Origin of the sequence: Paludibacterium denitrificans, assembly GCF_009707705.1 — a bacterium.
GTDB classification, from domain to species: domain Bacteria; phylum Pseudomonadota; class Gammaproteobacteria; order Burkholderiales; family Chromobacteriaceae; genus Paludibacterium_A; species Paludibacterium_A denitrificans.
This window is the reverse complement of the sequence record NZ_WLYX01000001.1, coordinates 2,802,560-2,827,505: the sequence shown is the minus strand read 5'-3', so window position 1 is coordinate 2,827,505 and position 24,946 is coordinate 2,802,560. Positions and strand designations below refer to the sequence as shown.

Genomic DNA, 24,946 nt, shown 5'->3' with positions numbered 1-24,946 from the left:
CAATTGATTACAATACCACGCCATGAGTGATCACTGCTTCCATTGCGGCCTTCCTGTTCCGGAAGGCGCGGACTACCCGGTACGCTACCGGGAGAAAACCGAAACCACCTGCTGCGCCGGTTGTCAGGCTGTGGCCAAGACCATCATCGATTCCGGGCTGGCGGACTACTATGACCACCGCAGCCGGGAAGCGCGACAAGCCGAAGCGCTGCCACAAGAGCTGCTGGAGCAGATCCGTCTGTACGATTCGGACGAGCTGCAAAAGAGCTTTGTGCACCGCGAAGAAGGCAACGTGCGCGAAGCCGCGCTGATACTGGAAGGTATCACCTGCGCCGCCTGCGTCTGGCTGAACGAACAGCATATCCGGCGGTTGCCGGGGGTGATTTCGGTCGACATCAACTACACCAGCCACCGCGCCCGCGTGCGCTGGGACAATAGCCAGGTCCAGCTGTCGCAGATACTGGAAGCGATCGGCGCCATTGGCTACCGCGCCCACCCCTACGACGCAGAACGACAGGAAGCATTAAGCCAGAAAGAGCGCAAACAGGCCATCAACCGCCTGTGGGCCGCGGGCCTGTCGATGATGCAGGTCATGATGTACGCCGTGCCGGTGTATCTGGCACCGGATGGCGACATTAGCCCCGACTTTATGTGGCTGCTGCACTGGGCCAGCTTTTTGCTGACGCTGCCGGTGATGCTGTATTCCGCCGTACCGTTCTACCGCGCCACCGGCGCGACATCAAGACACGCCGCGTGGGCATGGATACGCCGGTGACCATCGGCATTCTTACGGCGTTTCTGTCCAGCACCGGGCGCTGCTGCACCGGGTAGAGCACGGCATTTACTTCGACTCGGTGTCGATGTTTGTCTTCCTGCTGCTGGCCGGACGCTATCTGGAAGGCATCGCCCGGCGCAAGGCAGGTGAAGCGGCCGAGAGCCTCGGTCAAGCTGGTGCTTAAGGCGTTTGCCCACCAGGTGCCGGGTTGGCCGGACTCACGCGAGTTGGCCGAAACCACCGTCAGCCAGCTGCAACCCGGCCAAGTGATCATGGTCAAACCGGGGGAAACCATCCCGGTGGACGGCACTGTGCTGGAAGGCCACAGCGCCATCAACGAATCACTGCTGACCGGTGAAAGCCGACCGATCAGCAAGACGGTAGACAGCACGGTAATTAGCTTAGCGTCAACACCACCAGCCCGCTGTTTATCCAGACTACGCAAAGCGGCCAGCAAACCCGGCTGGCTGGCATCGTCCGGCTACTGGATCAGGCTCTGGCAGAAAAACCGCGTCTGGCGGTCCTTGCCGACCGTTTTGCCAGCTGGTTCGTGGCGCTGCTGTTGCTGGCAGCGGCTTAAGCACCTATGTGGGCTGGTACATGGTCGCACCCGACCGCGCACTGTGGATTACCGTGGCGGTACTGGTCATCTCTTGCCCGTGTGCCCTGTCGCTGGCAACCCCAGCAGCGCTCACAGCCGCCTCGGGCCATCTTGCCGGGCTGGGCGTACTCACCACGCGCGGCCATGCGCTGGAGACACTGGCCAAAGTCACTGACGTGGTGTTTGACAAGACCGGCACCCTGACTTACGGCGACATGCGCCTGCTGGACTGCCATCTACCCGGCGACACCGGCAGGGACGAGGCGCTGGCACTGGCCGCAGCGCTGGAGCAAAGCTCGGAACACCCGGTGGCCAAGGCTTTGCGCCAAGCCGCCGAGGGCCAGACCACAACGCGGCGGGCCAGCGATGTCAACAACCTGCCGGGTCAGGGCGTTGAAGGAACTATCGACGGACGTCGCTGGCGACTGGGCACGCTGGAATTTGCCGCGCAAGGCCATGCTGTTCCGTCCCTGCCCGACAACTGGCACCCCGAAGCCACCCACGTGGCGCTGGCCAACGACACAGGCATCGTCGCACTGTTTGCCGTCGGCGATGCCATACGACGTGATGCCCCGGCATTGATGCAGGCGTTGGGCGAGCAACACATCCGCGTGCATCTGCTTAGTGGCGACGGCGATGGCGCCGTCACCGCGCTGGCGGGTGCATTGGGCATCAACCACTACACGGCGCGCGCCACCCCGGAAGACAAACTGCGCTACGTGTCGGCGTTGCAGCAAGCCGGGCACCGCGTGCTGATGGTGGGTGACGGTATCAACGATGCACCGGTGCTGGCACGGGCCGATGTCTCGCTGGCCATGGGCAGCGGCACCGATGTGGCGCGGGCCAGTGGCGACATGATTCTGATCAACGACAGCCTGACGTTGATTTCCAGTGCACTGCGCCTGTCGCGCAAGACGCTGGGGGTGATTCGTCAGAACCTGTGGTGGGCGGCTAAGCTACAATCTGGTAGCCCTGCCGCTGGCGATCAGCGGCCATGTCACTCCGTGGATTGCCAGCCTGGGCATGGCAGCCAGTTCCTTAATCGTGGTCAGCAATGCGCTGCGCCTAGTCAAACGAAAGCACTGATGGAAAGCCTGTATCTGCTCATCCCGTTGAGCCTAGTTCTGGTATTTGTAATCGGGGGCATTTTCTGGTGGGCCACGCATTCCGGCCAGTTTGACGATCTGGAAGGCCCGGCGCACCGCATCCTGATGGATGACGACCGCCCGCACAAAGACGACACACCCGCGCAAAACTGAGCTGACGGCGGGCTGACAGGTCCGCCGCAATCGGCTAGCATGCGTATCCCATCCTGAACGGTGAATACCCCCGATCGTGAAAGCCGGTTTCCAGTTTTTCGCCACGCGCCGTTTTCTTCCGCTGTTTGCCACCCAGTTTCTTGGTGCGTTCAATGACAACCTGCTGAAAACCGCCATCGTGGTGCTGATCAGCTACCACGGGTTGACGCTGGTAAGGCATGCCACCCGAGCAGTTGGTCAACATGGCTGCTGGCGTGTTCATCCTGCCGTTTTTCCTGTTTTCCGCCACAGTAAGCAAGTTGGCCGAACGTTTTGACAAGGCCGCCATGGCGCGCTGGATCAAGCTGGTGGAGATCGGCATCATGCTGCTGGCTGGCACCGGATTTGTTCTGCACGCCGCGGGCCTATTGCTGGCCGCGCTGTTTCTGATGGGAGCCCACTCGGCCTTCTTTGGCCCGCTCAAATATGCCGTGCTGCCGGAATATCTGGACGAGCATGAGCTGGTCGGCGGCAACGGTCTGATCGAGATGGGCACCTTTCTCGCCATTTTGCTGGGCCAGATTGTTAAGCAGCCAGCTGACGCAAGGCGGGCCAGTCATGATACTGGCCATGCTGTTGGCCACCGCCATCACTGGCTATGCCTGTAGCCGCCGGATGCCGAGCAGTCGCGGCGCGGGCGCCAAACTTGCAGCTTTCGGCCAACTTCATCAAGGATTCGGTGCAGCTGGTACGCGATGCACGGCGCCTGCACGATGTGCGTAGCGCTATCCTTGGGATTTCGTGGTTCTGGCTGATGGGCGCCACCTATACCACGCAGCTGCCCACCTTTACCCGCCTACATCTGGGCGGCAATGCCGATGTCTATACTTTACTACTGGCTCTGTTTTCCATCGGTGTCGGACTCGGCTCGGTGCGCTGTGCCAAATTGTCGCAGGGCACTTTGCAGCTGGGACTGGTATTGGTCGGCAGTGTCGGGATGACGCTGTTTGGCGGCGATCTGGCGCTATCCGGGCTACAACCCCATCACGGCACTCTGGCAACGTTGGCCGAATTCCTGCATCAGCCGCATAACTGGCGTTCGCTACTGGATGTCGCCCTGCTCGGCTTTTTTGGCGGTTTCTTTACCGTGCCGCTGTATACCGGCTGCAAACCGCCAGCCCGGACAATTTCCGCGCCCGGGCCATTGCCGCCAACAACATCATCAATGGCTTTTACATGGTGGCCGCGGCCGTGGGTGGTGCGCTGGCGCTGAAGTTATACAACAACATCGCGGTGTTTCTGCTGGCGGCCGCCATCGCCAACCTGTTGGCCACGCTGCATCTGGTGCGCTACGCGCCGCGCATCTGGCAACAACGGTGGCAATGGCTCGACGCGCTGAAAGCCCGCGACTGAACACACCTCTCCAATAAAAAAACCGCCGCTTTCCGGGAAATGAAAGCGACGGGCAAACGCAGCAGAGTTTCGGCCAACCTGTCCATCCACCTGACCGGCCCAGCGCCACGGCTTACAGCTTGGCGGCAGCATCGCGCAAGGCGGTGCGCAGACCTTCTTCAATCACCGGATGGTAAAACGGCATGTCCAGCATCTGGGCGATAGTCAGCTGTTGCTGCACGCTCCAGGGCCAACAGGTGGGCCAGATTCTCTGCACGCGGGCCGATCATCTCGGCTCCAATAAATTGCCCGCTGGATTTGTCGGCATAGACGTGCAACAGGCCCCGGTTCTTGAGCATCACCCGGCTGCGCCCCTGATTTTCAAAGCTCACCTCACCGGTCACAAAACTACCTGCGGCCAACTCGGCATGGCGCTTGCCCACCAGCATGATCTGCGGATCGGAAAACACCACGGCAATCGGTGCGCGGCGCAACCCGGCGCGCACCGCAGGATAACTGGCCGCGTTCTCACCGGCGGTTTTGCCCTCGTCAGCCGCCTCGTGCAGCAACGGCAGGATATTGTTGGCATCGCTTAAAATGAATACCGGGCTGCTGCCACACTGCAAGGTCTGCGGGTCAAACAGCGGTACGCCACGAGCATCCAGCGCCAGCGAGGTGTTCTCCAGCCCCAGACCCTTGACGTTGGGCGCCCGCCCGGTGGCCGCCAGCACGTAGTCGAAGTGCTCGGTCACCTGCTGGCCATCGCGGCCAACATAACGGATCACGGCTTGCTCGCCCTCGCGTGATGATTCGAGAATGGTGGCATCGCTATCCAGATAAAAATCTGCCTGTAGCACCTGTCTGGCGACCTGTGCCACGGCCGGGTCGGACAATGGGCCAATCGAACCGCCACGACCAAACACGCGGACCCGCACGCCCAAACGCGACAGTGCCTGCCCCAGTTCCAGCCCGATCACGCCGGGGCCGAACACGGCCACGCTGGCGGGCAGGGTTTCCCGGGCAAAGACATCATCGTTGACGATCAGGCGGTCGCCATACACCCGGAACGGCTCCGGAATCACTGGCGACGAACCGGTGGCGATTACCACGCGGCTGGCTTGTACCGTGCTGTGCTCGTCCACCTGCAAGGTGGTGTTATCGATAAAACGAGCGTAGCCACGCAAGCGATCTTCAGCCGGAATCGCTTCCACCCCTTCCAGCACGAAACCGACAAAGCGGTCACGCTCGCGCCGTACGCGATCCATCACTTCACGGCCGTCGATACGAATGGTGCCATCCACGTGCACGCCAAACGGGGCGGTGTGGCGGGCTTCGTGTGCCGCCTCGGCTGCGGCAATCAGCAACTTTGACGGCATGCAGCCCACGCGCGCGCAAGTCGTGCCATAGGCACCACCTTCAATCACCACGGCCGTACGGCCCTGCGCCCTGGCAGCACGATACGCCGCCAAACCGGCCGTCCCGGCGCCAATCACGGCCACATCTACTTTGATCGTCTTCATGTTTGTCATCCTTGTGCGGCATTTACCGGGATACGGCAGGGCTTTCCCGTTGGCCATCCCGTATCCCTGTAACAACCTGAGCGGCCCCTGCCCGATTCCTGCCCACAGCTTCCGTGCCGCGCTGGCACGGACCCGATGCTGTCGACAGGCACGGGGCCGTCAGGGGTTTCGGCCAACCTAGCTCAGTTGGCGAAATAGGCTTCCAGATCGTCGGCGGAACCCACCAGCTGGCCATTGATGAACACTTGCGGCGCGGTCATCTTGCCGGATACGGCACCCAGTACCTTGCCACGCACTTTGTTATCCAGCGGCACATCAACAAACGGGTAGCCTTTTTCCGTCAGCAGCGCCTTGGCACGTGCGCAGTGCGGGCAACCTACCTTGCTGAACACCACAACTTGATCCGGCTTGCGAGCGTTGGGGTTGATGTAGTTGAGCAGCGTATCGGCATCGGACACCTTGAACGGATCACCCGGCTCTTGCGGTTCGATGAACATCTTGTCCACCACCCCATCTTTCACCAACATGGAGTAGCGCCAGCTACGCTTGCCAAAGCCCAGCTCGTTCTTGTCCACCAGCATGCCCATGCCAGCGGTGAACTCGCCGTTGCCGTCCGGGATCATCACCAGATTTTCGGCTTCCTGATCCTTGGCCCATTCGTTCATCACAAAGGTGTCGTTGACCGACACACACAGGATGGCATCGACACCATTGGCGAAAAAGGCCGGTGCCAGTTCGTTGAAACGCGGCAGGTGAGTAGACGAACACGTCGGGGTAAAGGCACCCGGCAGCGAGAACACGGCGACGGTTTTGCCATCAAACAGCTCGGCACTGGTAACATCTTTCCACTCGTTGTTTTCACGGATGTGGAACGTAACATTCGGAACGCGTTGACCTTCACGATTTTGCAACATGGCTGACTCCTTGCACGGGGTTAAGTGTTTAATCAATCGATGTGGCAATATTGATAGAAACAAACAAATACGTCTAATTGATTGTTTAAAGCTTTTTGATTGGAGTTTCTTATTACCATCCGTCAGCCCGTGCAGCGTGCGGCATGAGCCATTAAACTCTGCCCTTGACCCTATTCCACACCTCAGCGGCACAACCACCGCGCCGATGAGGCCGTTCCGTCTGTCGCCCGAACCGACGGAACCTGACAAAAACCCGGATATCCCGCATGAAACCGCTTGCTCCCCAGTTGTGCCGCCTGACGCTGGCACTCACCGCCTTACTTCCGCTGACGGCACAGGTAAGCAGCGATGACGACCTGATCGCTGCACGCGAAGCATTCCGTAAAAACAATAGCGCCGTACTGGCCAGTTACGCCGACAGCCTGCCAGCCGACTACCCGCTGCGGCAGTACCCAAGTTACTGGCTGGCCGGCAGGCGCTGGAACGACAGAACGATGGCCCGGTAATCGCCTTTCTCAACAGCGCCCGCGAAGGCAGCATGCCGGAACGTATCCGCAACGAATGGGTAAAAAAACTGGGCAAGCGTGAAGACTGGAGCACGTTTGGCAATGAATGGAAAAAGCTGCCGGAAGACGGGCGCGACGAGGAATCCAGCTGCTACGGCCAGCTATATAGCCTGCGCCGGGCGGCACCCCGGCCAACCTCAACCGTTTTCTGGATAGCCGCAGCGTCCCGGAAGGCTGTAGTAGGCTGATCAGCGCCGCCGCGCAAAAAGGCCTGGTCGACAGTAACTGGCTCTGGCGCCGTACCCGCTTGCTGCTGGCCGGTGGCTATGTCAGCGCCGCCCGGCAAACCGCCGCAGCCGGTGGCTTGCCACTGGATGCGGCGGACCTCAACAAACCCGCTTCGGCCAACCTTGCCACCCCCAGCGGGCAAGAGGCCATGACCTACGACGTGGTGCGCAAGGCCAAGAGCGACATCAATGGCGCCGCCATCGAACTGCGCGCGGTTGAAGCCTCGCTCGGCAAGGAACGCGCCGGCTTTGCCTCGGGGCAATTGGCGTTGCAATCGGCCAAGCGCTTGCAGATGCCACAAGCCCTGCAATGGTTTGAAAAAGCCGACCCGGCACAACTCACCAGCGAACAATGGGAATGGTGGACGCGCTCGGCACTGCGCACCCGCCAATGGCAGGAAGTGGAACGCATCACGCGGCTGATGCCAGCCGAAGTTGCCGACAAACCCGCCCGGCAATACTGGCGCGCCCGCTCGCTCAAACAGTTGGGACGGACCAGCGAAGCCACCTCACTGTTCGTCAAGGCCAGTCAGGGGCACCATTACTATGCTCTGCTCTCACTGGAAGAAATCGGCAACTCGCTCTCCACGCCCGCCAGCCGCATCAACCCGGATGAGGCAAGCATCAACCGACTGCAAAACCAGCCTGGCATTCGGCGCGCACTGGCGCTGTTCAACCTGAGCGAGCGCTATCGCAAGCCGGAATTCCGCACAGATGCCCAGCGCGAATGGCGCTGGAGCATGCGTGGCCGTCGTGATGCCGACCTGTTGGCCGCCGCCGAACTGGCGCGCCGTCAGGGCTTTTACGATATGGCCATCTACAGCGCGGAACGCACCCAGACCGATCATGATTTCTCGCTGCGCTACCTCACGCCGTACCGCGAAGTGACACAGCGTTACGCCAAGCAATTGGGCATTGACGACGCACTGGGTCTACGGCCTGATCCGTCAGGAAAGCCGTTTCATCACCATGGCACGCTCGGGCGTTGGCGCTTCCGGCCTGATGCAGCTGATGCTTAGGCCACCGCGCACTGGGTGGCGCGAAAAATGGGGCTGGGTAACAGCTTTGCCGTGCACGACATCGACACCAACGTGCAACTGGGCACCCGGTATCTGCGCTACGTACTCAACAACCTGTCCGGCAACATGGTGATGGCCACGGCCGCCTACAATGCCCCGGCCCGCGCCCGCGCCCGGCAGGACAGCAACCTGCTGGAAGGCAGCATTTATGCAGAAACCATTCCCTTTAGCGAAACGCGCGACTATGTTCAAAAAGTCATGGCCAATGCCGCGTATTACGCCAGCACCTTTGGTCATGGCAATATCTCGCTGAAAACCCGCATGGGCACCATTCCGCCACGCTAACACCGGTACAGCATACAGGGAGCAGACACATGAACTATTCACGCATCGCCCTACTGGGCGGCGGCGGCTTCATCGGCAGCTACATTGCCGAAAGGTTGGCCGAACAGGATGTCGCCCTTACCATCCCCACGCGCCAGCGCGAACGGCAAAAACAGCAGCTGATCGTGCTGCCACAAACCGAGCTGGTGGAAACCAACCTGCATGATCCGCAAGCGCTGGCGCAGCTGCTACAAGGGCACGATGCGGTGGTCAGCATGGTCGGCATCCTGCATGGTTCGCGCCGGGCCTTCGAACACGCGCATGTCGAACTGGTGGAAAAAATCATTGAGGCCTGCAAGCAGCAAGGCATCCGTCGTCTGGTGCATATCAGCGCGCTGGGCGCCGCCACCAATGGCCCCAGCGATTATCAGCAGACCAAAGGGTTGGCCGAAGAACGCATCAAATCCAGCGGGCTGGACTGGACCATCCTGCGGCCATCGGTGGTGTTTGGCGTTGGCGACAGCTTTCTCAACCTGTTTGCCGGGCTACTGAACCGCCTGCCCCTGCTGCCGTTGGCGGGTGCGCATACCCGCTTTGCCCCGGTATGGGCCGATGACGTAGCACGCGCCGTGGTCGCCTGCCTGCACAATCCGCTGACCATCCACCAACGGCTCGATCTCACCGGCCCGCGCACCTACACGTTGGCCGAACTGGTTGGCTACGTTGGCCGCCTCACCGCCCACCCGCGTCCGGTTATTCCGCTGCTTAGGCCGGGCTGGCACTGCTACAAGCCACCCTGATGGAGTGCCTGCCGGGCAGGCCGCTGATGAGTCGCGACAACGTCCGCTCACTGGCCGTGGATAACACCAGCCCCGATCCCTTCCCCACCAGCTTGCTCGGGTTTGCCCCGACGGCGCTGGAATCCGTGGCACCAGGCTACCTTGGCCGTGACGACAAAAACACCCGGCTATCCGCTTACCGAGAAAAGGCCACGCGTTAAGGCATGAAGATCTACATCGTCGGCGGCGCCGTGCGCGACCGTCTGCTGGGTTTGCCGGTCAAGGATAGAGACTGGGTGGTCGTGGGTGCCACGCCGGAAGCCATGCTGGCACAGGGCTTCCGCCCGGTCGGCAAGGATTTTCCGGTTTTTCTGCACCCCAAGACCCGGAGGAATACGCACTGGCGCGCACGGAACGCAAAACGGCCAAGGGCTATCATGGTTTTGCTTTCCATGCCGCGCCGGATGTCACGCTGGAAGACGATCTGGCTCGCCGCGATCTCACCATCAATGCCATGGCGCAGGACGAAAATGGCCAGCTCATCGACCCCTATCACGGCCAGCAAGACCTGCAAGCACGGCTTTTGCGCCATGTCAGCCCGGCATTCATGGAAGACCCGGTGCGCATCCTGCGGCTGGCGCGTTTTGCCGCACGCTTTGGCTTCGAGGTGGCGCCGGAAACGCTGGCACTGGCCCGGCAAATGGTCGACAACGGCGAAGTGGATGCACTGGTACCCGAACGGGTCTGGCAGGAACTGGCCAAGGGGTTGATGGCCGATCAACCTTCGCGCATGTTTCGTGTCCTGCGCCAATGCGGCGCACTGGCGCGCATTTTGCCAGAAGTGGACGCGCTGTTCGGCGTACCGCAGCGCGCCGACTACCACCCGGAAATCGACACCGGCGATCACACCATGCGCGTCATCGATACCGCCGCGGCCATGTCGCTGCCGTTAGCGGCACGCTTCGCCGCCCTGACACATGATCTGGGCAAAGCGCTGACGCTTGGCAGAGGTGCTGCCGCGCCACATCGGCCACGAAGCTCGCGGGGAAAAACCACTGCTCGCACTGTGCCAGCGCCTGCGCGTGCCAGCCGACTGCCGTGACCTCGCACGCATTACCGCGTTGCACCACACCAAGGTGCACGGCGTAAGCACGAGATGAAATCCTCCACCATCCTGCGCCTGTTCCGCGACACCGATGCCTTGCGCCGCCCCGAGCGCTTTCGCCTGATGCTGGCCACCTGTGTGGCCGACGCGCGCGGTCGGCTTGGCTTCGAGCAGGCGTCCTACCCGCAGGCCGACTGGCTGGGCACCATGCTGGACGCTGCCCGACAGGTGGATCGCTTAAGCGCCATCGCGGCGGCCTGCGAAGACAAGCAGCGCATTCCAGCAGAGGTAGACGCCGCCCGTGTGCAAGCTATCGCTGTGGCACGCAAAGAACTGGGGCTGGCTGCCAAGCCGTTATAACCGCCAACCTCCCGTGCCAGTGTTGCACCCTTGCCGGACTACTGGCAGTTGGCTACCTCAGCACGGGACCTCTACTCGTTTGGTTGACAGCGCCAGATGGGCAAATACATGACAAAGTGCTAAATTGGCCTTTTGTCCGAAGAGTAACCGTCATCATGAAAAAACTGCTCGCCATCCTGTTGCTGGCCGCTAGCGCGCCTACGCCAACTCCGCTTGCGACAAGCCCAAGAACGATTTTGATGATATCTACTGTCTGAACAAGGTATACAGCCAGGCTGACAAGGAATTGAACAAGAGCTATGGCGAACTGGCCAAATTGCTCGACGCCAACGGCAAGAAAATGTTGAAAGCCAGCCAAATGGCCTGGATCAGCAATCGCAACGACAGCTGCAGTTACAAGGATCACCGCGGCTTCTTCGTCAACCTGAGTTGCGCCACTCAAGCCACCATCGAACGCCTGCAGTTCCTCAACGACCGCAAGCGCGAGTGCAACAGCGCTGCATGAACAGCAAGTTGCAGTAATCCGCTTCCTTGCCGGTCATCAACCCGGCTACACGGAAACACAACAGCCCCGCCAGAGCAAACCAGCGGGGCTGTTGTGTTGTTGGGCTTTTATCGTAACGGCAAGGCAGGCAAACAAGCCTGAATACCATCCGCCACCGCTTCGGCCAACTTGCGCTCCACCGCCGGATCTGCCAGACGCTTTTCTTCCTGCGCATTGACGATCACGCCGTGCTCCACCAGTACCGGCTGACGGGCCGTGCGCAACACCACCAGATCATCAAACCAGTACACCCCCAGCGCCGCGTCAGCCAGCGGGCGATTTTCGCTAAGCAATCGCCTCATGGTGATGCAAAGTGGGGGTTTCACCGCGCTGCTGCAATGCGGTGGCAATGCGCCGGGCACAAGCCAGGCTGGCCTCGGGGGTAAGGATTGCGGCGCGAGACAAACACCGAATAGCCGTGAAAGCGACTGGATTCAGCCAGATACTGTAGCTGCACCGAATCATGGTGCACGGAGACGAACAAGCGCTGCGCCGCTGCCTTGTCGGTACGATCGGTCAGTTTTTCCATCTCGCCCCACTCGCCAATCAGCACGTTGCCGATGCCGCGCGCGGCCAGCACCTGCGACAACTGCCGCGCCTGACGCTGGTTGAAGGAAAACTCGGTCTGCCCGCTGGCGCTGCGTGCACCGGGGGCCTTCAGTCCATGCCCCACATCCACCGCCACGGCAGGTATGCCCGCCCAGACCGAGCAAGGCAGAACAACCATGGAGAGGAGCCGTCGTTTCATCGTCCAGCCTTGGCTTCGCATTGACGCACCCTCTCGAATAGACACACGGTAGCTGCCATCGCCACATTCAGCGATTCGGCATGGCCCGGCATCGGGATGCGCACCCGCGCGTCAGCCTGCGCCACCAGCGACGCGCTCACACCGGCGCCCTCATTGCCAAACACCAGAGCCACCGGCCCAGTCAAATCTTCGTGATACAACGAAACACTGCCATCCAGATGCGTCACCAGCTTGCGGCCGCCAAACGCACACATTTCATCAGCCAGCTCGGCCTGCTCATGCAGGTTCAGGGCAAAATGCGCCCCCATGCCCGCAGCACTTTGGGTGAAAAGATGTCGACACAACCTTTGGAAAGAAATACCTCACGCACGCCGGATGCGGCAGCACAACGCAAGATGGTGCCAAGGTTCCCCGGGTCCTGAATATCCTCCAGCAACACCCGGCTGGCGTCAGCCGCCGCCATGGCCGGTTGCGGCCGGGCACACACGGCCAGCACCTCGGCGGCGGTATTCAGCGCCGTCACCCGCGCCAGAATACTGTCTGGCACGGTCACCACCACGGCGGCATCCGGCAGCCGCGTCAGCAGCGCCTTCAGCTCCGGGTGATCCAGCGCACGTTCGTTCAGGTACAAGCGGCGCAATTGGCCACCGGCTTCCAGACAGGATTGGGTCAGGTGCAGACCTTCCAGCACCATGACGCCTTCCTTGCGCCGCTCGCGGCCGTTTTGCACGAGGCGGTTAAGATGTTTGATTTCTTCGTTTTGCGGCGAAGTAATGATTTTGCTCTGGTACGCCATTCATCCCCGGCGACGCGTCAGTAACGTCACACATTCCTTGAATTTCAGATAGTGATCCTGAGTGATAGCCGTGCCACTGTTGCCGTTGTCAACGTAGAACACCCCGGCGAGTTCGTGCCCCGCAAACAGCGTCATCACGGCAAACTCGCCATTACCAATATGGTTGAAAAAGGCATCCTGATACGTGGCCACCAGCTTGGCCCGCACGGCCATCGGGGCATGAAAGCTTTGTGGCTTGCTGGTCAGCAAGGCAAAGAAGGAGCCGGGTTCCAGCTCTACCGCCAGTTTGCGTAGCGGATGATTTTCGGCCAACCCTACCTGGTAACGCAGTTTCAGCTCATGGCTGGTCCGCTCGTAGCGGTAAAACACAATCCGTTCAAAACGCAGATCATTGGCCAGATAGCGGATAGCCTCACGTACGGCCTGTTCCAGCTGCTGCGGTTCGGCCAACGTGGCCACGGTTTTCATGCTGGAAGGCTGATGATCACTTTGCAGCTGCAACAACGCCCGTGCCGGGTAGGTATAGCCGGAAGATCGCGGTGAACGCGCCACCGCCAGCACCGCGCGCACCACAGCGCCATAAGCCTGGGCGTAATCCGTGCCGATCAACTTGGCCGCCGCCTCGATACCCACATGCCACGACGAGCGCCACCAGCCCTGCTCCAACGAATTGGCCGTTGCCATTGCCAGCTTCAGCAACTGTCGGCGCGGGGTCAGCGGGCCGGTACCGAGCATGGACAGCAAACCAAGCGGCAACGGCATGGCCTGCACAAACTGCTCAAGCACGCGAGGATAGTCGGTAGCAAAATGATCGGACACCTCCTGCAGCAGAGGACGGTCTGGCAGCCGGTTACGGTAAATCAGGTACAGACAAGCGGGAAGATTGTAGAGCAAGGCCGCCACAAAGCATTCTTCCACCTTGTGTTCATCTGCCAGCGACAGCCACTCCTTGACGATCAGCGCGGCTACCCGGCCACGGGCCAGCCAGTCCGCCACCGCTTCCAACACCTCCGGCGACAACTTGTCCGCCACCGGCTGTAACGGGGTGAGCTTGTCAAAACGATGCCCTAGCGCTTCCATGCCCATCAGCATCAGCGTTTGCTCAACCGTCGGCAGGCTTTCATTACGCTGCAAGGCTCGCGAACCACCCACTACGCGTAGCAGATCAAACAACAGCAACGGATCGGACAGGCACAGATTGGCCAAATCGGAAAAGCTGATCAGATCGCTATGGCGTGCGCTGGTGGCACGCAACTCCACGAGGGTAGCGGGCAGAATCGGCCATCGTCGTTCCGCGATGGATTTAAGCCAGTTAACGAGGTCCATGGGGAGTGTGCCAGATCAGTAATTCTTTTTGGAGCGCGCTAAAAGCGGCAGGCGTTCATCGGGTTGGGTATCAGGAATGGCAAAGGTATTGCTGATCAAAACACAGCCGGGTTTGCCTTCAGCCATGAACTTGGACCAGACGCGTGGCATTGGTGCCGGTGACAGAAACGCATAAACCGCATCGTAGCCGGACCAGTCTTCTTGCCAGAAACTGTGACAACGCATGCGAACTTGCGACGGGCGCCCAGAGCAATACCAACGTAGCTGCGCCAGCAACCAGCTGCCCCACGCATTTTCCAGAGCCTGAATATGCACATCGGGACGCAAGCGTGCCAATTGCAAGGCAAGCCGACCATCTCCGCAGCCCGCTTCCAGCAAGCTGGCATTCTGGGGCAAACATTCAGCCAGCTTTTGCGCCACCTCAGAGGCCGAACGGTAAAGCGGTACGCGCTCCACCAGTGCATTACGCCCCACAGCCAGTGTTAGCAACAAGCCAAGCAAATAGACCCAGGCCGGTAAGGCCGCCTGCTGCATCACGACCACGGCAGGCATGAACAGCGCATGACCCCATTTCTGCCAACCAGGGCAAACGATACACAAACGCCAGCAAACAACTCAGCAAACCTTGCAGCACGGCCCGGGCGGCAGGCTGGCTGGCCGGGGCAATAAAGTACCAGGGCCGCCACAGCGGCTAATAGCTGAATCAGGCCACCGGCGCCACCACGCCCTACGGCGCAAGCTGGCATCAGCCATGCGCCCCCGGACTGGTAGGCGTTGCGGCCGCAGCCGGTGACGGCGTATCGCCCTCACTTCCCGGGCGGATACCGTCATTCTGGATGGCTTCTTCGGATTCCTGATTGAGCACGACGATCGTAATGCGGCGGTTCTCCGGGCTAAACACATTGGTCTTGATCAACGGATTAGCGGAGGCCACGCCTACCACACGCAATACCTTGTCTTGCTGCAAGCCACCAGCAATCAGCTCACGCCGCGCGGTGTTGGCACGGTCAGCAGACAGCTCCCAGTTGCTGTAACCGGCCTGCCCGCCGCTAAACGGCGTAGCATCGGTGTGACCGGAAATGCTGATGCGATTGGGCAGCTGGTTCAGATCCTGCGCCAGTTGCTGCAGCAGGACGCGGGTATGCGGCAGCATGCGCGAACTGCCGGAGTCGAACATCGGCCGATTCTGTTCATCCACGATCTGGATTTTCAGGCCCTCAGGCGTCATTTCCAGCTTGAGCTGGTTTTTGTAATCCTTCAGCAAAACATTGTTGTTGATGGTGTGCTGAATGTTTTGCTGCAATTTGCTGAGCGAGGCCTTTTCCTGCGCCTTGCGCTGCTTTTCGGCCTCTTTCGACTTCTTGTTGACCTGCCCGGCATTCTTGGTCAGATCATTACCGCCGCCCTTGACCACCGAGGTGGCGTCACCGGCACCGCTACCGCCAGACATCGCCACTTTCAGCGGCGTCTTGAAGAACTCAGCGATACCGTTCAGCGTACCCTGCGATGCCGAGCCCAGCAGCCACATCAACAGGAAGAACGCCATCATTGCTGTCACAAAGTCAGCGTAAGCAATCTTCCATGCCCCGCCGTGGTGGCCGTGGCCACCTTTCTTGATGCGCTTAACAATAATGGGGCGTTGCGATTCGTCAGCCATGGCTTTGCCTGTTACCGATTATTTCTTGTGCTTGACGTGATCTTCCAGTTCCTTGAAGGACGGACGATCCGTGGAGGTCAACACCTTGCGGCCAAATTCAACGGCCACTTGCGGAGCATAGCCGTTGAGGCTGGCCAACAGGGTAACCTTGATGGTTTGGTAAACACGGGTGCTGTCCGCTGCCTTGAAACCAAGAATCGAAGCCAGCGGGCCGACAAAACCGTAGGCCAGCAAAATACCCAGAAACGTCCCTACCAGTGCGTGGGCAATCAGCATACCCAACTCTGCTAGCGGCGCACCTACCGATTCCATGGTGTGCACCACGCCCATTACCGCCGCCACAATACCGAACGCCGAAGCATGCCGTCGGCAATACCGTTGACCGCTGCCACCGGTACTTCGGCTTCATGATGGTGCGTTTCGATTTCGACATCCATCAGGTTCTCGATCTCGAAGGCGTTGAGGTTACCGCCGACCATCAAGCGCAAATAATCGCAGACAAATTCGACCACATGGTGATCGCCGCTGATAGCCGGATACTTGGTAAACACCGGACTGGCTTCCGGGTTGTCCACGTCGGCTTCCACCGACATCAGACCTTCCTTGCGCACCTTGGTCAGGATTTCAAACAGCAAGGAGAACAATTCCATGTAAAACGCTTTGTTGTACGGTGTCGGCTTGAACACCGTCGGCAAGGCCTTGAGCGTGGCCTTGAGCGGTGTGCCGCCATTGGCCACAACAAAAGCACCTGCGGCCGCACCGGCGATCATCACAACTTCCAGCGGTTGCAACAACGCCGCCAGATGGCCCCCTGCAGCGACAAAGCCCCCCCAATACGGAGGCAAGGATAATGACATACCCGATTCCGACGAACATGCGTCAAGTCCTGTGATGATGTTTTTTGGTATCTACGTGGCCAGACATTACAGCACGATTCGTACCGCATGAAGCAAAAAAGCGGGCTTGATTGTATCAAACCCGCTTCACCCCGGCAAAAACCACGCCAAGTGCATATGGATTGTTAACCAATGGCAATTACACCAGGTTACGGGCTTTCAGCTCTGCTTCAAACTCTTCCATACACTGGGCCGCCAGTGCCAGCATGTCATCAATTTCCTGCTTGCTGATCACCAGCGGCGGTGCCGACACCATGTGATCACCACAGGCCCGCATGATGAGGTCGTGACGGAAGAAAATGTCGCGACAGATCAACCCGATCTCGCCGGTATTGGGGAACAGTTCACGCGTCGCCTTGTTCTTGACCAGCGTAAAGGCCTGAATCAATCCCACGCCACGCACATCGCCCACATGCTCGAAACGGCTGAATACTTCGCGCCAGCGCTGCTGCATGTATGGACCGGTTTCATGCTTCACCCGCTCGATGATGCCTTCATCGCGCAACGCCCGAACATTGGCACAGGCCACCGCCGCCGCGACCGGGTGGCCGGAATAGGTAAAACCGTGATTGAAATCCCCGCCTTCGGCCAACATTGCGGCAACCTTGTCTCCGACAAAGACCGCACCAATCGGCAGATAACCGGATGACAGCCCTTTGGCGGTGGTAAAGATATCCGGATGGAAGCCAAAGCATTGGTGACCAAACCATTCACCGGTACGGCCAAAGCCGCAGATCACCTCATCCGCCACCAAAAGCACATCGTATTTGTGGCAAATACGTTCCACTTCCGGCCAGTAGGTAGATGGCGGAATGATCACACCACCGGCTCCCTGAATCGGCTCACCGACAAAGGCGGCCACCTTGTCCGGCCCGATTTCCAGAATCTTGTCTTCCAGCCACTTGGCCGCTGCCAGACCAAATTCTTCGGGCGTCATGTCGCCGCCCAGACCATACCACCACGGCTGCTGCACATGTTCGATGCCGGGAATTGGCAAATCACCACCATCCTGGTGCATGTAGGCCATACCACCGAGCGACGCTCCGCCGATGGTTGAGCCGTGATAACCATTCCAGCGACCGATCAGCGTCTTTTTCTGCTTCTGACCCTTGACCTCCCAATAGCGGCGCACCATGCGGATCATGGTATCCACCGACTCCGAGCCGGAGTTGGTATAGAACACATGACTGAACCCGGCCGGGGCCACTTCGGCCAACAGATGCGACAGCTCAACCACCGCCGGATGGGTGGTTTTGAAAAAGGTATTGTAATAAGCCAGATCATCCATTTGCCGCTTGGCCACTTCGGACAGATCCTTGCGACCGTAACCGATGTTTACGCACCACAGCCCGGCCATGCCGTCGATGATCTTGTTACCTTCCGAATCCCAAAGGTAAATGCCCTCGCCTTTGGTGATGACGCGCGCGCCCTGCTGATTGAGCGAGGTCGTATCGGTAAACGGATGTAAATGATGAGCCGCATCCAATTCACGCAGCTCACGGGTGGAACGTTGCTTTTGCATAGCACTCTCTCAGGTTGCTCTCGGCCGACCCCGGCCACCAAGGTTGGCCGAACCGCGCCAACCGGATATCGAAAATCATCAAACGTGCAACAACAGGAACTTGCGTTCCCACGGGCTGATCACGCGGAAATACTCAGCCGATTCTTTTTCCTTCATCCCCACATACATGGTGACGAAACGCGGGCCGAGCACGTCGGCAATCTCCTTGCATTCGGCCAACTTGATCAGCGCTTCCTCAGAACTGTTGGGGAACTGGTATGGCAGCTCATAGGCATCGGTCTGTCGTGGTTCGCTCGGTTTGAGTTTGTTGACGATACCCAGATAGCCACACGCCAACGTTGCCGCCATGGCGATATAAGGATTGACGTCCACGCCCGGCACCCGGTTTTCCACCCGGCGCGCGGCGGGCGAGGAATGCGGCACACGCAACCCTACCGTGCGGTTGTCATAGCCCCATTCCACATTGGTGGGCGCGGCGGTATAGCGTGACAGGCGACGGAACGAGTTCACATACGGGGCAAACAGCGGCATACACTGCGGCACAAACCGTTGCAGACCGGCAATGAACTGGAAGAACACGTCGGACGGGCTGTCGTCGGCATTGCAGAAAGCATTACGCCCGGTTTCCTTGCAGATCAGGCTCTGATGGATATGCATGGCGGAGCCCGGCTCGTTTTCCATCGGCTTGGCCATGAAGGTGGCGTACATGTTGTGGCGGAAGGCCGCTTCACGCACGGTACGCTTGAACAGGAAAACCTGATCAGCCAGATCCAGAGGATTACCGTGCAGGAAGTTGATTTCCATCTGGGCGGTGCCGATTTCGTGAATCAGGGTATCCACTTCCAGATTCTGCGCGTGACAGTAATCGTAGATATCCTCAAACAGCGGGTCGAATTCGTTGACCGCATCAATGGCGTAAGAGCGGCGACCAAACTCGGCACGGCCGGTCCGCCCCACTGGCGCGGACAATGGCACATCCGGGTCCGGATTGGGCGACAGCAGGTAAAACTCCATTTCCGGCGCCAACACCGGCTCCAGCCCCGGTCGTCATATAACGACAGCACGTGTTTGAGCACGTTGCGCGGCGCCACATCCACCGGCGTGCCGTCGGCACGGTAGCAATCGTAAATCAGCTGCGCAGTGGGGTCGGCTGCCCACGGCACAAAGCGTAATGACGCGGGATCGGGCTTGAGCACCATGTCCGGATCGGTCAGATCCAGCATGCTGTCATCCGGATAATCCCCGGTCACGGTTTGGATCAATACCACTTCCGGAAGACGCATTTCCGGATCAGAAACAAATTTGTCCTTGGGGACGATCTTGCCTCGCGCCACCCCGGTCATATCCGGCACGATACACTCCACTTCGGTAATGCGATTCTCGCGCAGCCACTCGTTGAGCTGATGGTTCATGATGCTTTCCTCTAATGTCCGGCCGGTATTCCGGCTCTGGATAAACGTGTCAGCCCTGCATCTTGCTGGCACGACGCTCACGGCAAGCGTCACCGAAAGCGTTGAAAATGGCACCGGGACACCGGGTTGTCCCAATACTTCCATTCCGGATGCCACTGCACGGCATAGGCAAAGGTTTTGGCGTCCCGTACGCGATACGCCTCCACCAGGCCGTCATCCGCATGGGCGTCGGCGATCAGCCGTTCGGCCAACCTTTTGATGCCTTGCTGGTGTAGCGAATTGACTGTTGCAGAATTCGTGCCTAGCCATGAATGTAGCAGGCTGTCGTCATTAAAATGAATGTCATGCGACGGTGCATAATGATCATCCAGCAACGGACTTTCCGGTTCGCGATGGTCACGCAGGCCGGGTTGTTCCTGCACGTACTGGTGCAACTCGCCCCCCAGCGCCACATTGATTTCCTGAAAACCGCGGCAAATCCCCAGCAGCGGAATCCCTTCGGCCAACAACAGCTCCACCAGCGGCAAGGTGGTGGCATCGCGGGCCGGGTCATGCAAGGTGCCTTCGCGACTGGCCGCGCCACCATAATGATGCGGCTCAATATTGGACGGCGAACCGGACAGCAACACGCCATCCAGCAGTGGCAGCACATCCAGCAAGCGGGACATGTCGCCCAGAGCGGGAATCAACAAAGGCGTACCGCCAGCCGCTTCCCACGCCGCCGTGACGTATTTCACCCCAACCGCATGAAACGGCAGCGCGCCCACCGTTTTGATATCACAGGGAATGCCAATAATCGGATGTAACATGCTTACCTCAGAGGAACATCGGCAGCGGCCTTGATCGCCTCCACCGGATCAACATAGAGATAGCCAAGAGCCTGTGCGACCGCAGGATAGGTCACTCGCCCCCGGCAAATATTCAAACCGTTACGCAGATGTGCGTGGTCCAGCAACGCGCGGCGCCAGCCTTTGTCCGCCAGTGCCAGCAAATACGGCAACGTGGCGTTGGTCAGCGCCTGTGTCGATGTCCGTGCCACACCTCCGGGCATGTTTGCCACACAGTAGTGCACAATGCCGTCCACTTCATACGTCGGCTCCTGATGCGTTGTGGCACGGCTGGTCTCAAAACAGCCACCCTGATCAATCGCCACATCCACCAACACCGCCCCCGGCTTCATCGCGCCCAACATGGCGCGTGTCACCAGCTTGGGCGCAGCAGCACCCGGCACCAGTACCGCGCCAATCACCAAGTCGGCATCACACAACGACTCTTCAATATTGGCGGCATTCGACATCAGGGTCTTGATGCGGCTTAGCAAAACAGCATGTCAATTTCCTGCAAGCGTGGCAGCGACTTGTCCAGAATGGTGACATCCGCCCCCATCCCCAGCGCCATGCGCGCCGCATTAAGTCCCACCACTCCACCACCGAGAACGCAGACACGCGACGGCAACACCCCCGGCACGCCGCCCAGCAACACTCCGCGTCCGCCTTGGGCCTTTTCCAGCGCATGCGCGCCAGCCTGAATCGCCATGCGACCCGCCACCTCGGACATGGGCGCCAACAACGGCAAGCCTCCACGCTCGTCGGTCACGGTTTCATAAGCAATCGCCACCGCATCCGACTCCAACAGCAACGCCGTCTGGCGCGCGTCGGGCGCCAGATGCAGATAGGTAAACAACACCTGCCCGGCTCGCAACAGTAGGCATTCCACCGGCTGTGGCTCCTTGACCTTGACGACAATCTCGGCGCGGGCAAACACCTCCTCGGCATTGGCGGCAATGGCAGCACCCGCCTGCAGGTACTGCTCATCGGTAAAGCCCACCGCCAACCCGGCCTGCTGCTGCACCAAAACCTTGTGACCATGCGCCACCAACTCACGCACACCAGAAGGCGTCAGGCCAACACGGAACTCCTGCGCCTTGATCTCTTTCGGAACGCCAACCCACATAACCGCCTCCTCCTGTTTTCGTATTGCCGCGCACCGCGCCACTGACGAAAAAGTCACACCGGCTAACTTGCCATGGCTAATTCTGGCGACAAGACTTCACAGTTGTAAAGATATTTGATCAAATTCATCAAAACACCGATGACAACCAAACAACAAACCCACCGCAGGCTGCAGCAAACCACGTATCATGTAACGTCTAAAATTATTAACACACAGATGGAACAGGAACAATGGACGTTGGAGCGCGATTGAGAATGGTCCGGGACCGTTTCGGTCTATCACAACGTGAGCTGGCCAAACGGGCGCTAGTTACAAACGGCACCATTTCGCTGATTGAGCAGAACCGGGTCAGCCCGTCGGTCAGTTCGTTGAAAAAAGTGTTAGAAGGACTCCCCATGTCCTTGACCGAATTTTTCACCTTTGATGCCGACCCACAGCCGCCACGTGTCTTTTATGACGCAGCCGAACTGCCCAATCTTGGCACCAATCAGATCAAATTTCTGCTGGTTGGCACGGCTCATGCTCACCGTGACATCGCCATCCTCAAAGAAGCCTACGAACCCGGCGCCGACACCGGCCCGGACATGATCACGCACGAGGGGCAAGAAGGCGGCGTCGTTATCAAAGGCGCCATCGAAATCACGGTCGGGCAGGAAACCCGGGTTCTCGGCCCCGGTGACGCCTACTACTTTGATAGTAAATTGCCACACCGCTTCCGCAATGTTGGCGATGAAATCTGTGAGGTAGTCAGCGCCAGCTCGCCACCTACTTTCTGACAACAGGCCAAGCCAAACTGGCCGGAATGACACAACACAAGGAGAAACCCATGGCAACAACCCATGCCCAGTGGCAACAGCGTGCCGCCGCACTGCAGATCGAAGGACGCGCCTTCATCAACGGCGAATATGTGCCCGCCAGCAATGGCAATCTCTTTAGCTGTATCAATCCGGCTAACGGCGAGAAGTTGGCCGAAATCGCCTGGTGCAGCGAGGAGGATGTCAACTACGCCGTCAAGGTAGCACGTCAGGCATTCGAGTCTGGCCAGTGGTCCGAACTGGCTCCACGCGCGCGTGGTGAAATCCTCAAGCGTTTTGCCGCGCTGATTCGCCAACATGGTGACGAGCTGGCACTGCTGGAAACGCTGGACATGGGCAAACCGATTGGCGACTCCACCACCGTCGACGTCCCCGGTGCCGCCTACTGCGTGGAATGGTTTGCCGAAGCCATCGACAAGATCGGCGGCGAAGTCGCTCCGCTCGACCCCAAGCTGCTCGGACTAGTCACACGCGAAGCGATTGGCGTTGTCGCCGCCGTCGTGCCGTGGAACTTCCCCATTCTGATGGCCAGCTGGAAGTTTGGCCCCGCGCTTGCTGCTGGCAACGCCGTCATCCTCAAACCATCGGAAAAATCCCCCCTTACCGCCATTCGACTGGGAGCGCTGGCGCGAGAAGCCGGGATTCCAGATGGCATCTTTCAGGTTCTGCCCGGCGCCGGTGACGTGGGCAAATGGCTGGCCCTGCACATGGATGTCGACTGCATTGCCTTTACCGGTTCAACGGCGGTGGGCAAGCTCATCGCCTAGCTATGCGGCCCAATCCAACCTGAAGCGTGTCTGGCTGGAACTCGGCGGAAAATCACCCAACATCGTTCTGGCCGACTGTCCGGATATCGAAAAAGCAGCCCGCGCAGCAAGCTAAGCGCCATCTTTTACAACATGGGGGAAATGTGTACGGCAGGCTCGCGCCTGCTGGTGCAACAGGACATCAAGCAGCCCCTGCTGGCAGCCATCAAGCAGGCTGCGGCGCGCTACGCCCCGGCCGACCCGCTCGACCCAGCCACCCGCATGGGCGCGATTGTCGATCGCATCCAGTACGAAAAAGTTTTGTCTTACATCGACAAAGGCTGTGGCGAAGGCGCCCAACTCATTACCGGCGGCCAAGCGGCCCATGGTGAAACCGGGCTGTTCATCGAACCGACCGTATTCGACTGCCCGCGCCCTGACCTCACCATCTGCAAGGAAGAAATCTTCGGGCCAGTGCTGTCGGCTATTACCTTTAACGAGGTCGAAGAAGCCATCCAGCTGGCCAACGATAGCGAGTACGGTCTGGCCGCGGCGGTGTGGACCGCCAACGTGAGCACCGCGCATAAAATGGCTCGACGGCTACGAGCCGGGACAGTATGGGTCAATTGCTACGACGAAGGTGGTGACATGAATCTGCCGTTTGGCGGATTCAAACAGTCTGGCAACGGGCGCGACAAATCGCTGCACGCGCTGGAAAAGTACACCGAACTGAAAAGCACGCTGATCAAGCTCTGAACCCCGCCAAGGTTGGCCGAAAACACAAAAGGCACCGTTACGGTGCCTTTTTTCATTGCCAAACCACAAACCTAGTCGCGGAAGTTATTGAACTGCAGGGGGAAGTCCGTTATTTCTTTGCGCATCAAGGCAATACATTCCTGCAAGACATCGCGCTTGGCCCCCGAAACACGCACCGCTTCACCCTGAATGCTCGCCTGCACCTTCAGCTTGGAATCCTTGATCAGCCTGACAATCTTCTTGGCCAGATCGGTTTCCACGCCCTCGCGCACCGTGACCGCCTGCTTGACCTTGTTACCGCTCACCGACTCCAGCTTGGCGTAATCCAGACAACGAATATCCACCCCACGCTTGGATAGCTTGTTGATGAGAATGTCCTTGACCTGTTCCAGCTGGAATTCCGCATCGGCAAACAGCGTCAGCACCTTATCGGCCACCTCGATACGGGCATCGCTACCCTTAAAATCGTAGCGGGTAGAAACTTCCTTGTTGGCCTGGTCCATGGCATTACGCACTTCGACCTTGTTTACTTCCGAGACAATATCAAACGACGGCATGATTTTTCATTCCACAACATTCACTAGCCGCCGATTCTAGTGTGCCAATCGCACCTTGTCACGACGCACCCCAATTTCCATCATAGCCCTCACGCTACGACAGCAGCGGGCCATTCCGGGCCAACAAAAAGGCTGGCGTTCGGCCAACCTTTTTGACGTAACCCGCGCGGCACTTATTTTTTCAGCACCAGAAACTCCACCAGCACATTCTTGAAGATAAAGCCACCCACGCCCAACCCTAGCACCAGAAACAGCACCGCCGTGCCAAATTTTCCGGCATTGGACTGCTTCCCCAAGTCCCAAATGATAAAACCCATGAAGATGATCAAACCGGACAGGCACACCACCATGGAGATATTGGTAAATTGCTCTTCAGACACTCTCAATGCCCTTCTCTA

At 59.3% G+C, this 24,946-nt stretch carries 24 protein-coding genes and 7 pseudogenes; 14 read left to right on the top strand and 17 right to left on the bottom strand.

Going from position 1 to position 24,946, the window contains the following annotated elements; genetic code table 11:
* Nucleotides 1-22: 22 nt before the first annotated feature.
* The 3 genes and pseudogenes from GKE73_RS18170 (at nucleotide 23) to GKE73_RS18160 (ending at nucleotide 4,027) form a co-directional block, all read left to right on the top strand.
* Nucleotides 23-2,462, top strand: a pseudogene (locus tag GKE73_RS18170) (heavy metal translocating P-type ATPase).
* Nucleotides 2,462-2,635, top strand: a complete 174-nt coding sequence (ccoS, locus tag GKE73_RS18165; protein WP_230371002.1) for a cbb3-type cytochrome oxidase assembly protein CcoS — start codon at nucleotides 2,462-2,464, stop codon at nucleotides 2,633-2,635. Before GKE73_RS18170 ends, ccoS begins: the two are co-directional and overlap by 1 nt.
* A gap of 76 nt (nucleotides 2,636-2,711) precedes the next feature.
* Nucleotides 2,712-4,027, top strand: a pseudogene (locus tag GKE73_RS18160) (MFS transporter).
* Nucleotides 4,028-4,139: 112 nt separating this feature from the next.
* Here the strand turns inward: GKE73_RS18160 and GKE73_RS18155 are convergent.
* Both GKE73_RS18155 and GKE73_RS18150 read right to left on the bottom strand, forming a co-directional pair.
* Nucleotides 4,140-5,526 (bottom strand): annotated as a pseudogene (locus GKE73_RS18155) (dihydrolipoyl dehydrogenase).
* Nucleotides 5,527-5,708: 182 nt separating this feature from the next.
* Entirely contained in the window at nucleotides 5,709-6,440 is a 732-nt protein-coding gene (locus tag GKE73_RS18150) for a glutathione peroxidase (RefSeq protein ID WP_230371001.1), read from the bottom strand.
* Nucleotides 6,441-6,706: 266 nt separating this feature from the next.
* On the opposite strand from GKE73_RS18150, the gene GKE73_RS18145 reads away from it, so the two are divergent.
* The 9 genes and pseudogenes from GKE73_RS18145 to GKE73_RS18105 all read left to right on the top strand — a co-directional run bounded on the left by GKE73_RS18145 (nucleotide 6,707) and on the right by GKE73_RS18105 (nucleotide 11,325).
* Nucleotides 6,707-6,946, top strand: coding sequence for a hypothetical protein (locus GKE73_RS18145; protein ID WP_230371000.1), 240 nt, complete (start codon nucleotides 6,707-6,709; stop codon nucleotides 6,944-6,946).
* Between the two features lie 32 nt (nucleotides 6,947-6,978).
* The gene (locus tag GKE73_RS18140) at nucleotides 6,979-7,194 is read left to right on the top strand and encodes a hypothetical protein (protein ID WP_230370999.1); all 216 of its coding nucleotides are present in this window, start codon (nucleotides 6,979-6,981) and stop codon (nucleotides 7,192-7,194) included.
* Between the two features lie 59 nt (nucleotides 7,195-7,253).
* The gene (locus GKE73_RS18135) at nucleotides 7,254-8,252 is read left to right on the top strand and encodes a hypothetical protein (protein WP_230370998.1); all 999 of its coding nucleotides are present in this window, start codon (nucleotides 7,254-7,256) and stop codon (nucleotides 8,250-8,252) included.
* Entirely contained in the window at nucleotides 8,149-8,385 is a 237-nt protein-coding gene (locus GKE73_RS18130) for a transglycosylase SLT domain-containing protein (protein ID WP_230370997.1), read from the top strand. The genes GKE73_RS18135 and GKE73_RS18130 overlap by 104 nt, the downstream gene beginning before the upstream one ends.
* Nucleotides 8,268-8,597, top strand: coding sequence for a transglycosylase SLT domain-containing protein (locus tag GKE73_RS18125; protein ID WP_230371566.1), 330 nt, complete (start codon nucleotides 8,268-8,270; stop codon nucleotides 8,595-8,597). The genes GKE73_RS18130 and GKE73_RS18125 overlap by 118 nt, the downstream gene beginning before the upstream one ends.
* A gap of 29 nt (nucleotides 8,598-8,626) precedes the next feature.
* Complete coding sequence (locus tag GKE73_RS18120) at nucleotides 8,627-9,376, top strand: complex I NDUFA9 subunit family protein (RefSeq protein WP_230370996.1); 750 nt, start codon at nucleotides 8,627-8,629, stop codon at nucleotides 9,374-9,376.
* Nucleotides 9,377-9,402: 26 nt separating this feature from the next.
* Nucleotides 9,403-9,576: a hypothetical protein gene (locus GKE73_RS18115; protein ID WP_230370995.1), complete on the top strand. Its 174-nt coding sequence runs from the start codon at nucleotides 9,403-9,405 to the stop codon at nucleotides 9,574-9,576.
* A gap of 3 nt (nucleotides 9,577-9,579) precedes the next feature.
* Nucleotides 9,580-10,820 (top strand): annotated as a pseudogene (locus tag GKE73_RS18110) (multifunctional CCA addition/repair protein).
* Between the two features lie 286 nt (nucleotides 10,821-11,106).
* On the top strand, nucleotides 11,107-11,325 hold the full coding sequence (locus GKE73_RS18105) for a lysozyme inhibitor LprI family protein (protein ID WP_376767383.1): 219 nt from the start codon (nucleotides 11,107-11,109) through the stop codon (nucleotides 11,323-11,325).
* Between the two features lie 107 nt (nucleotides 11,326-11,432).
* Here GKE73_RS18105 and GKE73_RS24195 read toward each other — a convergent pair whose 3' ends face one another.
* The 13 genes and pseudogenes from GKE73_RS24195 to GKE73_RS24180 all read right to left on the bottom strand — a co-directional run bounded on the left by GKE73_RS24195 (nucleotide 11,433) and on the right by GKE73_RS24180 (nucleotide 21,674).
* Nucleotides 11,433-11,690 carry an N-acetylmuramoyl-L-alanine amidase gene (locus GKE73_RS24195; protein WP_312854514.1) on the bottom strand — a complete coding sequence of 86 codons (258 nt, stop codon included), beginning with the start codon at nucleotides 11,688-11,690 and terminating at the stop codon, nucleotides 11,433-11,435.
* Nucleotides 11,687-12,112, bottom strand: a complete 426-nt coding sequence (locus GKE73_RS24190) for an N-acetylmuramoyl-L-alanine amidase (RefSeq protein ID WP_280955019.1) — start codon at nucleotides 12,110-12,112, stop codon at nucleotides 11,687-11,689. Before GKE73_RS24190 ends, GKE73_RS24195 begins: the two co-directional genes overlap by 4 nt.
* Nucleotides 12,109-12,908: pseudogene (locus tag GKE73_RS26145) on the bottom strand (TrmH family RNA methyltransferase). The gene GKE73_RS24190 and the pseudogene GKE73_RS26145 overlap by 4 nt, the downstream one beginning before the upstream one ends.
* Nucleotides 12,909-14,234 carry an HDOD domain-containing protein gene (locus GKE73_RS18090; RefSeq protein WP_230370994.1) on the bottom strand — a complete coding sequence of 442 codons (1,326 nt, stop codon included), beginning with the start codon at nucleotides 14,232-14,234 and terminating at the stop codon, nucleotides 12,909-12,911.
* A gap of 15 nt (nucleotides 14,235-14,249) precedes the next feature.
* Nucleotides 14,250-14,786, bottom strand: a complete 537-nt coding sequence (locus GKE73_RS18085) for a class I SAM-dependent methyltransferase (RefSeq protein WP_230370993.1) — start codon at nucleotides 14,784-14,786, stop codon at nucleotides 14,250-14,252.
* Nucleotides 14,787-14,979: 193 nt separating this feature from the next.
* On the bottom strand, nucleotides 14,980-15,891 hold the full coding sequence (gene motB / locus GKE73_RS18080) for a flagellar motor protein MotB (RefSeq protein WP_230370992.1): 912 nt from the start codon (nucleotides 15,889-15,891) through the stop codon (nucleotides 14,980-14,982).
* A gap of 18 nt (nucleotides 15,892-15,909) precedes the next feature.
* Nucleotides 15,910-16,221 carry a MotA/TolQ/ExbB proton channel family protein gene (locus tag GKE73_RS18075; protein ID WP_230370991.1) on the bottom strand — a complete coding sequence of 104 codons (312 nt, stop codon included), beginning with the start codon at nucleotides 16,219-16,221 and terminating at the stop codon, nucleotides 15,910-15,912.
* Complete coding sequence (locus tag GKE73_RS18070) at nucleotides 16,221-16,748, bottom strand: motility-associated protein (RefSeq protein ID WP_230370990.1); 528 nt, start codon at nucleotides 16,746-16,748, stop codon at nucleotides 16,221-16,223. Before GKE73_RS18070 ends, GKE73_RS18075 begins: the two co-directional genes overlap by 1 nt.
* A gap of 178 nt (nucleotides 16,749-16,926) precedes the next feature.
* A complete protein-coding gene (locus GKE73_RS18065; protein WP_230370989.1) occupies nucleotides 16,927-18,309 on the bottom strand; it encodes an aspartate aminotransferase family protein in 1,383 nt (460 codons plus the stop codon).
* Between the two features lie 78 nt (nucleotides 18,310-18,387).
* Nucleotides 18,388-19,721: pseudogene (locus tag GKE73_RS18060) on the bottom strand (glutamine synthetase family protein).
* An 89-nt stretch (nucleotides 19,722-19,810) separates the two neighbouring features.
* Entirely contained in the window at nucleotides 19,811-20,530 is a 720-nt protein-coding gene (locus tag GKE73_RS18055; protein ID WP_312854513.1) for a gamma-glutamyl-gamma-aminobutyrate hydrolase family protein, read from the bottom strand.
* Between the two features lie 2 nt (nucleotides 20,531-20,532).
* Entirely contained in the window at nucleotides 20,533-21,018 is a 486-nt protein-coding gene (locus GKE73_RS24185) for an alanine dehydrogenase (RefSeq protein WP_280955018.1), read from the bottom strand.
* Nucleotides 21,019-21,035: 17 nt separating this feature from the next.
* Entirely contained in the window at nucleotides 21,036-21,674 is a 639-nt protein-coding gene (locus tag GKE73_RS24180) for an alanine dehydrogenase (RefSeq protein WP_280955017.1), read from the bottom strand.
* 230 nt (nucleotides 21,675-21,904) lie between these two features.
* Here GKE73_RS24180 and GKE73_RS18040 point away from each other — a divergent pair, with 230 nt between their 5' ends.
* Nucleotides 21,905-22,450 (top strand): cupin domain-containing protein, encoded by a 546-nt coding sequence (locus GKE73_RS18040; protein WP_280955016.1) that lies wholly within the window; start codon nucleotides 21,905-21,907, stop codon nucleotides 22,448-22,450.
* Between the two features lie 50 nt (nucleotides 22,451-22,500).
* Nucleotides 22,501-23,991 (top strand): annotated as a pseudogene (locus GKE73_RS18035) (aldehyde dehydrogenase).
* 71 nt (nucleotides 23,992-24,062) lie between these two features.
* Here GKE73_RS18035 and GKE73_RS18030 read toward each other — a convergent pair.
* Together GKE73_RS18030 and GKE73_RS18025 are read right to left on the bottom strand one after the other, a co-directional pair.
* Nucleotides 24,063-24,548, bottom strand: coding sequence for a YajQ family cyclic di-GMP-binding protein (locus GKE73_RS18030; RefSeq protein WP_230370988.1), 486 nt, complete (start codon nucleotides 24,546-24,548; stop codon nucleotides 24,063-24,065).
* Nucleotides 24,549-24,721: 173 nt separating this feature from the next.
* Entirely contained in the window at nucleotides 24,722-24,898 is a 177-nt protein-coding gene (locus GKE73_RS18025) for a DUF2788 domain-containing protein (RefSeq protein ID WP_230371523.1), read from the bottom strand.
* Nucleotides 24,899-24,946 lie beyond the last annotated feature (48 nt).